Genomic DNA, 12,699 nt, shown 5'->3' on the forward strand with positions numbered 1-12,699 from the left:
ATTTTCCCGTTTTTGCTGCTTTTGCACGCGGAAGTGGTGCAAAGAATCCCCGGCCTGCTCGCCTCCTGCCGTCCGCAGCCGCGGCCGGCGCTCCCCCCGGACCCGCCCGGCCCCCCGGGAACAGGGGCGAGGACACCCGGCCCGGGGCCCGCTCCCGCCGCCGGCCCACCCGTACCGGCCCGGAGCGATTCCGCCCGCGCCCCGTGCTCCGGACGGATGACGCGGCCGGCTCCCCGCCGCGGCCGGCTCCCCGCCGCGGCCGGCTCCCGCCCCGGCCGGTACGCCGTACCGCGCGGGCCGAAACCCCGATCGCCGGGCGGTCGCTCAGCGCAGTGGCCCCTCCGAATCCCGAAGCCCCCGCGCGTCCCGGCCCCCGAGCACCCCCAGGATCTCGGCGCAGATGGCCAGCGCCGTCTCCGCCGGGGTCCTGGCGCCCAGGTCCAGCCCGATCGGCCCGTGCACCCGGGCCAGCGCGGCCTCGTCCACCCCTGCGGCCACCAGCCCCTCCCGGCGCCGCGCGGTGGTCCGCCGCGAGCCGAGCGCGCCGACGTACGGGATCCCCAGGGCCAGGGCGGTGCGCAGCGCCGGCACGTCGAAGTCCGGCTCGTGGCTGAGCAGCACCAGGCAGGCGGCGTCCCGGTGCGCCGCCAGCGCCTTCTCCGCCTCCGCCGCCGTCTCCACCACGACCGCCTCCCAGCCGAGCAGCGCCGACTGCGCGCCGATCACCTCGGCCAGCTCACCGGTCCCGCCGATCACCAGGTACGGGGCCGACGGGTACGCCTCCACCAGCACCAGCCCGGAGCCCCCGTACAGGGCGTCCCGCCCGGGGCGCCGGGTCCCCAGCAGCTCCCCGGCCCGCCGCCCGGCGTCGTCGGCGGGCTCGTCGCCGGCACGTACGACCTCGCTGACGGCGCCGTCCGCGCCCTCGGTCAGCCGGGTCACCAGCGCCACCCCGGCGCCGCTGCCGAGCAGCTCCCACCATTCGGCGGGGACCGTCGAAAGGGGCTGGAGCAGCACCTCGGCCTGCCCGCCGCAGGTCAGCTTCGCGTCCACCGCCTCGCCGGCCCCGACCGACACCTCACACACCCGCGCGGTCCGCCCGGCGCCCATGGCCCCGGCCTCCGCGACGAGTTCGGCGTCGAACACCCCGCGGTACAGGGCCCCGACGCACTCCCCCCGGGCGTCCACGAGCAGGGCCCCGGCGGGATCCCGGGGTCCGAACCCCTGCTCGGTCACCGGCCGGGCCAGGAAGGCCACCCGTCCCTCGGCCGTCCACCGCCGTGCCGTCCCCGCAAGCTCACGCATCCTCGTCGCCCCATCATCTGTGCGCTCCCTCGCCGCAAAGCGCCTGGTCAACGGGCACGAAGCGGCCTCGGAAACCACCCTACGCACGCCCCGGTCCGCCACCCACCCCCCGAACCCACAGACCCCGGCCCGTCGCCCTCGTACGGACCACCGGAAGACCCCCACGAGTGGCTGCACCACCGGCACCACGGAGAATCGAGGGAACGTGAAGGGAAACGACCACCGTGCACACCCTCAGACACGCCTTCGACTCCCTCTCCGTACGCAACTTCCGGCTCTTCTTCCTCGGCCAACTCCTCTCGGTGACCTGCACCTGGATGATGGTGATCGCGCAGGACTGGCTGGTGCTGGAGCTCTCGGGGAACTCGGGCACGGCCCTGGGGGTGGTGACGGCCCTGCAGTTCACGCCCGTCCTGCTGCTGTCGCTGTACGGGGGCCGGCTCGCCGACCGCCACAGCAAACGCCGCATCCTGGTCCTCGCCAACCTGGCGTCCGGGGCCTTCGCCCTCGTACTGGGCCTGTGGGTGCTCCTGGGCGAGATCCGGCTCTGGCACATCTGGCTCTTCGCGCTCGCCCTCGGCACGGTCAACTCGGTGGAGGCGCCCGCCCGCATCGCCTCCGTCGGGGAGATGGTGGGCAACGAGCTGCTGCCCAACGCGTCGGCGCTGAGCGGCGCGTACTTCAACGCCGCCCGGGTGGCCGGGCCCGCCGCGGCCGGCCTGCTCATCGCCCGCCTCGACGTCGGGCCGGTGATCCTGATCAACGCGTGCAGCTACCTGGGGGCGGTGGCGGGCCTCGCGCTGATGCGCCCCGCCGAACTCCACGGCCCGCCGGCCCGCCCCGCCGACCCCCGGGTGGCGGACGGGCTCCGCTACGTGGCCCGGCGCCCGGATCTGGTCCTCCCGCTGGCCCTGATCGGCGTACTGGGCCTGGCCGGCTTCAACTTCCAGCTGACGCTGCCCCTGCTGGCCAAGACCGGGTTCCGCACCGGCTCGGCCGCCTTCGGGCTGCTGAGCAGCTCCCTGGCGGCGGGCTCCCTGCTGGCCGCCTTCGCCGCCTCGTCCCGCCGCGCCCGGCCGACGGCCGCCGTCGTCACGGGCTCCGCCCTGGCCTTCGGCGCCGCCGAAGCCCTCACCGGCCTGGCCCCGACCCTCCCGACCGCGTGCCTGCTGCTGGCCCTGACCGGCTTCGCGATGATGTACTTCGCGCAGGCCGCCAACCACCGCATCCAGCTCGGCTCGGACCCCGCCTACCGGGGCCGCGTCATGGCCCTCTACATGCTGATCTTCCAGGGCACCACCCCGCTGGGCGCCCTCCTGACGGGCTGGCTGGCCGACCACTGGGGCCCCCGCTGGGCCCTCTCCGCAGGAGGCCTGGTCTCGCTGGCGGCCACGGCCACGGCCCTGGCCGTGACGTCCGCCCCCGGCCGGAAGCCCGCCGCCCGCCGGAAGCCCGCCCCCGGCCGGAAGCCCGCCGCCCCGGACGACTCCGCTGCCCCGGACGACTCCGCCGCACGGACCGCGCGCTCCGGCACCGGCGCGCAGGACCTCCGGCGCGAGGAGTCCTGAGCGGGCCCCCGCCGTTCACCCCTTCGTGGTGAACGGCGCCGCTAGGCTGGCCGGGTGAAAGCGCGCACCGCCCTCACGCAATGGCTCGGCACCCTCGGCCCGGACCGGCTCACCGCCCTGCTGGAAGAGCGCGGCCTGCCGCTCGCCGCGGGACACCGGCCGGTCACCTCCCTCCGGGAGCTCGCCGACCACCTGCTCACCGACGAGTCGGTGGGCCGCGCCCTGATGGCCGGCACCCTCGGGGAACTGCACCTGCTGGCTTCCATCGCGGCCCACGCCCTGGAGCGGCACGGACCCGCCGAGGGCGCCGAGCCCGACTGCCGCCCCCGCTACCCCTGGCAGCAGCAACAGCCGGCGACGCCCGTCGAGCCCTCCCGGCGGCTGGTGGACGAGGAGGACGTACTGGGCTGGTTCGAGCCGGGGGAGCCGCGGCGCCGAGCCGCCCGTACGCTCGCCGGACTGCGCGAACGCGCCCTGCTCCTGCCCGCCCCCCCCCGCGGGCGGCTGGCGCTCCCGCCGCTGCTGCACGTCCGGGCCGCCGGGTTCGACGGATACGGCCGCACCGTGGCCCAGCTGCTGACCAGCGCCTACAACGCCCCCGAGGTCAAGCGGATCGCCACCCGCCTCTTCGGCGAGGGCGCCGCCCGGACCCGCGACCAGGCCCAGGAACTGATCACCGGCCTCTACGCCGACCCCGCCCGGGTGAGGTCACTGGCCGCGGAGGCCCCGGACCGCGCCCGGGAACTGCTGGAGCACCTCGTGCCCGGCCCGCCGCTGCTGCGCACCCACTGCTTCGTCAGCCGCAACGGCGACCGGTACGCGGGCACGGACTCCGCGTACGTGTTCCGGGACGGCGGCAGCGGCGACGAGGGCACCGACTGGCTGGCGGCGAGGGGGATGCTGATCCCGGTCGGACCCGATCTGGCGGAGCTCCCGTACGAGGTGGCCCGCGCGCTGCGCGAGGAGAACGCGGCACCCCAACCCCGGCTGGACCCCGAACCGTTCACCGCCACCACCCCCCTGGCCCCGGGCTGGGAGGGCGAGGGCGCTGCGGCCGCCGCGGCCGCCGCCTGGCGGGCCGAACTGGTCCTGCGGGCCCTGGCCGCCCAGCCGGTGACGGTCCGCAAGGCGGGCGGGATCGCCGTACGCGACACCCGGCGGCTGGCCCGCGCGGCCGGAGCGGACGAGGCGCACACCCGGCTGTGGCTCGACCTCGCCGTGAACGCCGGCCTCGCTGCCCCCCGGCAGCAGGAAACGGCCCCCGCCCCCCGTACCCCCAAGCCGTCGGCACGGCTCCTGCCCACCGACCGCTACGACGCCTGGGCCTGCGCCCCGGCCGCGGGCAAGCTGCTGCCGTTGCTGGCGGCCTGGGCGGTGGTCCCCGAGATCCTCAGCCACTGGCCGGACCCCGACGAACCCCCGGTCGCGCTCATCAGCCCGCAGGACGAGGAAGCGGTGGCCCTGCGGACCGGCGTACTGCGCGCCCTCGCCACGGTCCCCGCCGGACACGGACTGCTGCTGCCGCGGAACGCCCTCGCCTACGCCGAACTCCTCGCCACGGCCGCCTGGTTCCAGCCGCTCCTGCGCCGGCACCTGGGAACCGACGACGCCGGCGCACCCGTCCCGCACGAGCTTTTCGACCGCCTGGCCGCCACCCTCGAGGAAGCCGCCCTGCTCGGGGTGGTCGCCCACGGCGCGCTCACCCCCGTCGGGCGTGCCCTGTGCGGGCTGCTGGACGCGGGCGCGGCCCACCACTACCCGGCCGTCCCCGGCGCGGGCGCCGACCCCGCCGGGCGCGGCTCCGACGGCCTGGGTGAAGACCTGTCCCTGCGCCCGGCCCTGGCGCAGGCGGTGACCGCCCTGCGCGAGGCCCTGTACGCCGCCCTGCCCGAACCGAGCACCACGGCCCGCTTCCGGAGCGACCTGACGGCCACCGTGACCGGCCCGCCGGCCCCCGCCCTCGCCGACCTGCTCTCCGCTGTCGGCGACATCGAGTCCGAGGGGCACGCCGTGGTCTGGCGCATCACCGCGGCCTCCGGAGTCGCAGCCGTTCGGCCGGCGTGAGTACGACGCCCTCGTGCGGGACATGCTCGCCGTGCCCGGCGCCGAGCCGGGCACGGCGCTGGTGGCGGTGTCCCGTTCTGGTGTTGAGGACGATCTGCCTCTTGCGGCGCACTGGGGTCCGGAAGACCTCGTTCGTGCCTGGCGGTAGTCAGGGAAACCGCCGGGGTGGACCCCTGCCTGTACGGCGCCGGCTGACTCAAAGCGCGAAGGGCTCGTACGCCATGGCTCGGTCTACGGCCTTCTCGGCGCTCAGTTCGGGGTCGAGGTCCCAGTAGATGTAGTCGCTGATGTGGGGCATCGCAGTTCGGCTTCGAGGGTGGCAAGGACCGTGTCGGCTTCGGACTCGTCGGTGATGGATCCGTCCATGAGCCGTCGGACGAGCCCCACCGCTTCGCCGCGCGTCACGACGTGCCGTGGCTGCGGACGCGGGGGCCCGCGTCGTCCAGGGCGTCCCGGAGGCGGATCGCGAGCAGTCGGCCGTCCTCGCACCGCACCGCGCCGGCTGCGGACACGGAGTGCAGTGGCGTGGGCTTGGCCTGAAGGGAACCCGTACTCATGGGCAGGAGCATAGGAGTGGCCGGCACGCCGCTCCGAACACCCGGGACCATGCGGCTGCTCGGTACGGTACTTGGCCGCACATACGCGAAGACCCCGTCTCAGCGTTGCCGCTGATGGCGGGGTCTTGGGCACTTCCTGCGAAGTGCCCCCGGCAGGATTCGAACCTGCGCACACGGCTCCGGAGGCCGTTGCTCTATCCCCTGAGCTACGGGGGCGTGTCGTCCGCGTTGCGGCGACGGGTTGAACACTACCAGCTTCCGCGGGGTGATCAGGAACCGATTTGGGCGGGAGGGGGAGGTCGGCCGCCCGGAGGGGGTGGAAGTGGCAAAAACCCGGACGCGGGGGCTTAGGGCGACCTACTCTCGAGTTGTGCCAGGCGCCTCGGGCCGGGTGCTTGTTGTCGACGACAACAAGGTCATCCGGCAGCTGATCAAGGTCAATCTCGAGCTGGAGGGCTTCGAGGTCGTGACCGCGAGCGATGGTGCCGAGTGCCTGGACGTCGTGCACCGCGTGTGTCCCGATGCGATCACCCTTGATGTGGTCATGCCCCGGCTGGACGGGTTCGGGGCCGCCGCGCAGCTGCGGGCCGATCCGCGGACCCGGCATCTGCCCGTCGCCATCGTCAGTGCCTGTACGCAGCTCGAGGCCGAGGCGGCGATCGCCGCCGGGGTGGACGCGTTCGTCGCCAAGCCGTTCGAGCCGGCCGAGCTGGTCCGCGTCGTACGCCGCCTCGTCGAGCGCAAGGGCGCCCCGGCCGGGCGGGCCGGGAGGGCCGGTCGGGGGGCCTGACCGCTCCACCCTGTTCACATGGCGAAACCCGATGCATGGGCCGGGGGCTTCTCCCCTAGGCTGGGTTCCGTGATCCCCGCCGACCTCTCTCGTGCCGTCGTACAAGCCGTACGTCGCGCCGTTGAGGACGGGGAACTGGCCGGGAGCGTGCCCGCGCGGGTCGTCGTCGAGCGGACCCGGCCCGGGGGAGTGGGGGAGTACGCCACCCCCGTCGCCCTCCAGGTCGCGAAGAGCGCCCGGCGGGAGCCCCGTGAGGTCGCCGGGGTGCTCGCGGCCCGGCTGCTGGCCGACGAGCCCGGGATCCGGGACGTGGAGATCACCGGGCCCGGGTTCCTGAACTTCACCCTCGCGCCGGTCCCCGCCGCCGAGCTCGTGCGCGAGATCCGGGCCAGGGGACGCCGGTACGGGTACGCGCCCGACGGGGAGCTGCGTGCGCGGGTCCTGGGGGAGGCCGTCCGGCGGATCCGGGCCAGTCAGGGCGCGCCCGGCCCCGAGGAGCTGCGCGTCGCGCCCGTCGCCAGGCGCGACGGGGACGTCGTCGCCGCGTACGGGGCGGACGCCGCGGCCTGGGCCATGCTCTGCGTACCGGCCCGCGAGACCCCCTCCTTCACGCCCGGCCTGCTCGTCCAGGACGAGTCCAGCGAGTTCTTCCGGGTCCGGTACGCCCACTCCCGCGCCCGGTCCCTGCGGATCAACGCCGGCCGGCTCGGGTTCGACGCGGAGCCAGGTGAGCCCGACGCCCCCGGCACGCCCAACACCCCCACCCTGCTGCGCCTGCTCGCCGAGTACCCGCTCGTCCTGGAGGCCGCCGCGCACCACCAGGCGCCCGAGCGGCTCACCCGGCACCTCGTCGCCGTCGCCGACGCGCTCCTCGACTTCCAGCACCGGGTCCTGCCCAAGGGGGACGAGAAACCCTCGGCCGCCCACCGCGCCCGGCTGGCACTCGCCGAAGCCGCCGGGACGGTGCTGGCAGGCGGCCTCGCCCTCCTCGGCATAGACGCCCCCGACTTCCTGTGATCCGCGAAGAGAGATTCCGATGAGCCGTTCCGCGCACCCCGCCGGGCCCCGCCACGCCGACGTCCTGCCCGAGGGCCACTACGCCCCGCCGCCCGCCGACCTGAACGCGCTCGACGAGAAGGTGTGGTCCCGTACGGTCACCCGCGACGACGACGGGGTCGTGTGCGTCGGCGGCATCCAAGTGACGCGGCTCGCCGAGGAGTTCGGGACCCCCGCCTACTTCCTCGACGAAGAGGACTTCCGCGCCCGCTGCCGCGCCTGGGCGCACGCCTTCGGCAAGGACGCCGACGTGTTCTACGCCGGCAAGGCCTTCCTTTCGAAGGCCGTCGTGAAGTGGCTCAAGGAAGAGGGGCTCAACCTCGACGTCTGCTCCGGCGGGGAGCTGGCCACGGCCCTCGCCGCGGGGATGCCCCCCGAGCGGATCGCCTTCCACGGGAACAACAAGTCGGAGAGCGAGATCCGCCGGGCCATCGGCGCCGGCGTCGGGCGGATCGTGCTCGACTCCTTCCAGGAGATCGCCCGCGTCGCCCACATCGCCCGCGAGCTGGGCGTACGCCAGCCCGTGCAGATCCGCGTCACCGTCGGCGTCGAGGCGCACACGCACGAGTTCATCGCGACGGCCCACGAGGACCAGAAGTTCGGCATCGCCGTCGCCGACGGTTCCGCGGCGGAGGCCGTGCGGCGGGCGCTCGGGCACGACAGCCTGGAGCTGCTCGGCGTCCACTCCCACATCGGCTCGCAGATCTTCGACATGGCCGGCTTCGAGGTGTCCGCCAAGCGGGTGGTCCGGCTGCTGGCCGCCGTCCGCGACGAGCACGGCGTCGAGCTGCCCGAGATCGACCTCGGCGGCGGGCTCGGCATCGCGTACACGTCGGCCGACGATCCGCGCGAGCCCCACGAGATCGCCAAGGCCCTCACCGAGATCGTGGCGCGGGAGTGCGAGAGCGCCGGGCTGAAGGCGCCCCGGATCTCCGTCGAGCCCGGCCGCGCCATCGTCGGCCCGACGGCCTTCACCCTCTACGAGGTCGGCACCATCAAGCCGCTCGAGGGGCTGCGGACGTACGTGTCCGTCGACGGCGGCATGTCCGACAACATCCGTACGGCCCTCTACGACGCCGAGTACGCGGTCACCCTGGTCTCCCGGGTCTCCGACGCCGAGCCGATGCTCGTCCGCGTCGTCGGCAAGCACTGCGAGAGCGGTGACATCGTCGTGAAGGACGCCTTCCTGCCGGCCGACCTGGCGCCCGGCGACCTCCTCGCCGTGCCCGCCACCGGGGCGTACTGCCGCTCCATGGCCAGCAACTACAACCACGCGCTCCGCCCGCCCGTCGTCGCCGTGCGCGACGGCGCGGCCCGGGTGATCGTCCGCCGCGAGACGGAAGAAGATCTCCTGTCCCTCGACCTCGGATGAACCGCATGTTTTCGGGGAAGGCCCCCGGGTCCCCAAAATAGACGTCTCAGTGCACGTCTCACTCAATGGACCGAAGATGGAAACTTCTGTCCATTGAGTGAGACTGGGTCATACCTGACGCGCAAACCGCGCGCCGGGAGCGAAGAAAGACGAAAGGCGTAGGTCAATGATGCGTACGCGTCCGCTGAAGGTGGCGCTGCTGGGCTGTGGCGTGGTCGGCTCAGAGGTGGCGCGCATCATGACGACGCACGCCGATGACCTGACAGCCAGGATCGGCGCGCCCGTCGAACTCGCCGGCGTGGCCGTGCGCCGTCCCTCCAAGGTGCGCGAGGGCATCGACCCGTCGCTGATCACCACCGATGCGACCGCCCTCCTGAAACGGGGCGACATCGACGTGGCCATCGAGGTCATCGGCGGCATCGAGCCGGCCCGCACCCTGATCACCACCGCCTTCGAGCAGGGCATCTCCGTCGTCTCGGCGAACAAGGCGCTGCTCGCCCAGGACGGTGCGGCCCTGCACGCGGCCGCCGAGCAGGCCGGGCTGGACCTCTATTACGAGGCCGCCGTCGCCGGCGCCATCCCGCTGGTCCGCCCGATGCGCGAGTCCCTCGCCGGCGACAAGATCAACCGGGTGATGGGCATCGTGAACGGCACGACGAACTTCATCCTCGACAAGATGGACTCGACCGGCGCCGGCTACCAGGAGGCCCTCGACGAGGCCACCGCCCTCGGGTACGCGGAGGCCGACCCCACCGCCGACGTCGAGGGCTACGACGCCGCCGCCAAGGCCGCGATCCTGGCCGGCATCGCCTTCCACACCCGCGTCCGCCTCGACGACGTCTACCGCGAGGGCATGACCGAGGTCAGCGCCGCGGACTTCGCCTCCGCCAAGCGCATGGGCTGCACCATCAAGCTCCTCGCCATCCTGGAGCGCGCCGCCGACGGCGAGTCCGTCACCGCCCGCGTGCACCCGGCGATGATCCCGCTCACCCACCCGCTCGCCTCCGTCCGCGAGGCGTACAACGCGGTCTTCGTCGAGGCCGAGGCCGCCGGGCGGCTCATGTTCTACGGGCCCGGCGCGGGCGGCTCTCCGACCGCCTCCGCGGTCCTCGGCGACCTCGTCGCCGTCTGCCGCAACAAGCTCGCCGAGGCAACGGGGCCCGGCGAGTCGGCGTACACCCAGCTGCCGGTCAGCCCCATGGGGGACGTCGTCACCCGCTACCACATCAGCCTCGATGTGGCGGACAAGCCGGGCGTGCTCGCCCAGGTGGCGACCACCTTCGCGGAGCACGGCGTGTCGATCGACACGGTCAGGCAGCAGGGCAAGGACGGCGAGGCCTCCCTCGTCGTCGTCACCCACCGCGCACCCGACGCCGCCCTCTCCGGGACCGTCGAGGCGCTGCGGAAGCTGGACACCGTGCGCGGTGTCGCCAGCATCATGCGTGTTGAAGGGGAGTAAGGACCCATGAGCAGCAATCGCACCCACCAGTGGCGCGGCATCATCGAGGAGTACCGGGACCGTCTGCCGGTCACGGACACCACTCCCGTGGTCACGCTCCGCGAGGGTGGTACTCCCCTCGTCCCCGCCCAGGTGCTCTCCGAGCGCACCGGCTGTGAGGTCCACCTCAAGGTCGAGGGCGCGAACCCCACCGGGTCCTTCAAGGACCGCGGCATGACCATGGCCATCACCAAGGCCAAGGAGGACGGCGCCAAGGCCGTCATCTGCGCCTCCACGGGCAACACCTCGGCCTCCGCCGCCGCCTACGCGGTGCGTGCCGGGATGGTGTCCGCCGTCCTCGTGCCCCGCGGCAAGATCGCGCTCGGCAAGATGGGCCAGGCCCTCGTGCACGGTGCGAAGATCCTGCAGGTTGACGGCAACTTCGACGACTGCCTGAACCTGGCCCGCGCGCTGTCCGACAACTACCCGGTGGCGCTGGTCAATTCCGTCAACCCGGTGCGGATCGAGGGCCAGAAGACGGCCGCGTTCGAGATCGTCGACGCGCTCGGTGACGCCCCCGACATCCACGTGCTGCCCGTCGGCAACGCCGGCAACATCACGGCGTACTGGAAGGGCTTCAAGGAGTACAAGGCCGACGGCCTGGCCTCCCGCACGCCCCGCCTCTGGGGTTTCCAGGCCTCCGGCTCCGCGCCGATCGTGCGCGGGGAGATCGTCAAGGAGCCGCACACCATCGCCACCGCGATCCGCATCGGCAACCCGGCCTCCTGGGACTACGCGCTCGCCGCGCGCGAGGAGTCGGGCGGTTTCATCGACGAGGTGACGGACCGCCAGATCCTGGCGGCCTACCGCCTGTTGGCCGCGCAGGAGGGCGTCTTCGTCGAGCCCGCCTCGGCCGCGTCGGTCGCCGGTCTGCTGAAGGCCGCCGAGGCCGGCCTGGTCGACCCCGGCCAGACGATCGTGTGCACCGTGACCGGCAACGGCCTCAAGGACCCCGACTGGGCCATCGCCGGCGCTCCGCAGCCGGTGACCGTCCCGGTGGACGCCGAGGCCGCCGCCGTCCGTCTCGGCCTGATCTGACCCCGGGCCCCCGGGGGGCCGAGGGCTCCCCGCCCCGGCCCTCGGGCCCCACGCCCCGGTTGCCGGATTCCGGAAGTCTCCGGAGTCCGGCGGCCCCGGCCGTACGCCGCCGGAAGCGAGCCCGAAGCAGCCGGTCGCAGCGGTATCCGCCGGAAGACACCGACACGCATCGTGCGCCTCCTGTGCGCCCTATGTCGCGGGAGAACCTTCCTTCGATACGCTGTACTTACATCCGCCACCGCGCACATGACCACGGTGCTGCCCCACGGGCCTTCGGGTGTCGTACGTTCTCCAGTACATTCGCAGCGAAGATCCCGCACAGCAGCCGGATCCCGCACAGTCACAAGGAGTGTCATCGACCGATGGCAGGTCCAGCGTTCCGCGCCGCCGCCGTACGGGTGCGCGTCCCCGCCAGCAGCGCCAACCTCGGCCCCGGCTTCGACGCCCTCGGCCTGGCCCTGGGGCTCTACGACGACGTCGTCGTCCGGGTGGCCGACTCCGGCCTGGACATCGACATCGCAGGTGAGGGTGCCGACACCCTCCCGCGGGACGAGAGCCACCTCCTCGTACGCTCCATGCGCACCGCCTTCGACCTGCTGGGCGGGCAGCCGCGCGGCCTGGAGGTCGTCTGCGCCAACCGCATCCCGCACGGCCGGGGCCTCGGCTCCTCCTCCGCCGCGATCTGCGCCGGCATCGTCGCCGCCCGCGCCGTGACCATAGGCGGCGAGGCCAAGCTCGACGACGCGGCGCTGCTGGAACTCGCCACCGAGATCGAGGGCCACCCCGACAACGTCGCCGCCTGCCTGCTCGGCGGTTTCACCCTGGCCTGGATGGACGGCGGCAGCGCCAAGGCGATCCGGATGGACCCCTCGGATTCCATCGTTCCGGTGGTCTTCGTCCCGTCGAAGCCGGTCCTGACCGAGACCGCGCGCGGGCTGCTGCCGCGCTCCGTCCCGCACGTGGACGCGGCGGTGAACGCGGGCCGTGCGGGCCTGCTCGTGGAGGCCATGACCAGGCGTCCCGAGTTCCTGCTGCCCGCCACCGAGGACCGGCTGCACCAGGAGTACCGGGCCCCGGCGATGCCGGAGAGCGTGGCACTCGTCAACCGGCTGCGGGCGGACGGCTTCCCCGCGGTCATCTCCGGTGCGGGCCCCACGGTCCTCGCGCTGGTCGACAACGGCGCGGCCGACAAGGTCGCGCAGCTCGCGGGCGAGGGATGGGCGGCCAACCGGCTCGCCCTCGACGCCGCGGGTGCGAGCGTCCTTCCGCTGGGCGCCCAGGGCGGTCAGCCCGTGTCCTAGCGACACGGCCCGTCGGGGGGGGGCGGGCCGGCCCGCCGGCCGCCCCCCCCCCCACGGGGGGATCCCGGGGTTTTTTTGGGGGCATTCGGTTTGTGGCCGGGTTGTTTAACCCAACAGGGCAAACCCAACCCCCCATGCGCGCGGCGCACT

General features: G+C 73.7%; 10 protein-coding genes and 1 tRNA gene. 8 read left to right on the forward strand and 3 right to left on the reverse strand.

Annotation, left to right across the window (positions count from 1 at the left end):
* Positions 1-324: 324 nt before the first annotated feature.
* Positions 325-1,305: an XdhC family protein gene (locus ACFY7H_RS19980; RefSeq protein WP_388939704.1), complete on the reverse strand. Its 981-nt coding sequence runs from the start codon at positions 1,303-1,305 to the stop codon at positions 325-327.
* 224 nt (positions 1,306-1,529) lie between these two features.
* Here ACFY7H_RS19980 and ACFY7H_RS19985 point away from each other — a divergent pair, with 224 nt between their 5' ends.
* On the forward strand, positions 1,530-2,873 hold the full coding sequence (locus tag ACFY7H_RS19985) for an MFS transporter (protein ID WP_388939706.1): 1,344 nt from the start codon (positions 1,530-1,532) through the stop codon (positions 2,871-2,873).
* A gap of 54 nt (positions 2,874-2,927) precedes the next feature.
* Positions 2,928-4,937 carry a hypothetical protein gene (locus ACFY7H_RS19990; protein ID WP_388939707.1) on the forward strand — a complete coding sequence of 670 codons (2,010 nt, stop codon included), beginning with the start codon at positions 2,928-2,930 and terminating at the stop codon, positions 4,935-4,937.
* Positions 4,938-5,338: 401 nt separating this feature from the next.
* Here the strand turns inward: ACFY7H_RS19990 and ACFY7H_RS19995 are convergent, their stop codons facing one another.
* Both ACFY7H_RS19995 and ACFY7H_RS20000 read right to left on the reverse strand, forming a co-directional pair.
* Positions 5,339-5,494 (reverse strand): hypothetical protein, encoded by a 156-nt coding sequence (locus ACFY7H_RS19995; RefSeq protein ID WP_388939709.1) that lies wholly within the window; start codon positions 5,492-5,494, stop codon positions 5,339-5,341.
* 144 nt (positions 5,495-5,638) lie between these two features.
* Positions 5,639-5,710, reverse strand: a tRNA-Arg gene (locus ACFY7H_RS20000).
* 106 nt (positions 5,711-5,816) lie between these two features.
* Between ACFY7H_RS20000 and ACFY7H_RS20005 the strand changes: the two genes are divergently transcribed.
* The 6 genes from ACFY7H_RS20005 (at position 5,817) to thrB (ending at position 12,549) form a co-directional block, all read left to right on the forward strand.
* Positions 5,817-6,284: a response regulator gene (locus ACFY7H_RS20005; RefSeq protein WP_388940000.1), complete on the forward strand. Its 468-nt coding sequence runs from the start codon at positions 5,817-5,819 to the stop codon at positions 6,282-6,284.
* A gap of 69 nt (positions 6,285-6,353) precedes the next feature.
* On the forward strand, positions 6,354-7,301 hold the full coding sequence (nrtL, locus tag ACFY7H_RS20010; RefSeq protein WP_388939711.1) for an ArgS-related anticodon-binding protein NrtL: 948 nt from the start codon (positions 6,354-6,356) through the stop codon (positions 7,299-7,301).
* 19 nt (positions 7,302-7,320) lie between these two features.
* Complete coding sequence (gene lysA / locus ACFY7H_RS20015; protein WP_388939713.1) at positions 7,321-8,712, forward strand: diaminopimelate decarboxylase; 1,392 nt, start codon at positions 7,321-7,323, stop codon at positions 8,710-8,712.
* Between the two features lie 169 nt (positions 8,713-8,881).
* Positions 8,882-10,171: a homoserine dehydrogenase gene (locus ACFY7H_RS20020; protein ID WP_388940001.1), complete on the forward strand. Its 1,290-nt coding sequence runs from the start codon at positions 8,882-8,884 to the stop codon at positions 10,169-10,171.
* A 6-nt stretch (positions 10,172-10,177) separates the two neighbouring features.
* Positions 10,178-11,248, forward strand: coding sequence for a threonine synthase (gene thrC / locus ACFY7H_RS20025; protein ID WP_388939714.1), 1,071 nt, complete (start codon positions 10,178-10,180; stop codon positions 11,246-11,248).
* Between the two features lie 362 nt (positions 11,249-11,610).
* Positions 11,611-12,549, forward strand: coding sequence for a homoserine kinase (thrB, locus tag ACFY7H_RS20030; RefSeq protein ID WP_388939716.1), 939 nt, complete (start codon positions 11,611-11,613; stop codon positions 12,547-12,549).
* Positions 12,550-12,699 lie beyond the last annotated feature (150 nt).

Source organism: Streptomyces sp. NPDC012794 (assembly GCF_042901085.1).
Taxonomy (GTDB): Bacteria; Actinomycetota; Actinomycetes; order Streptomycetales; family Streptomycetaceae; genus Streptomyces.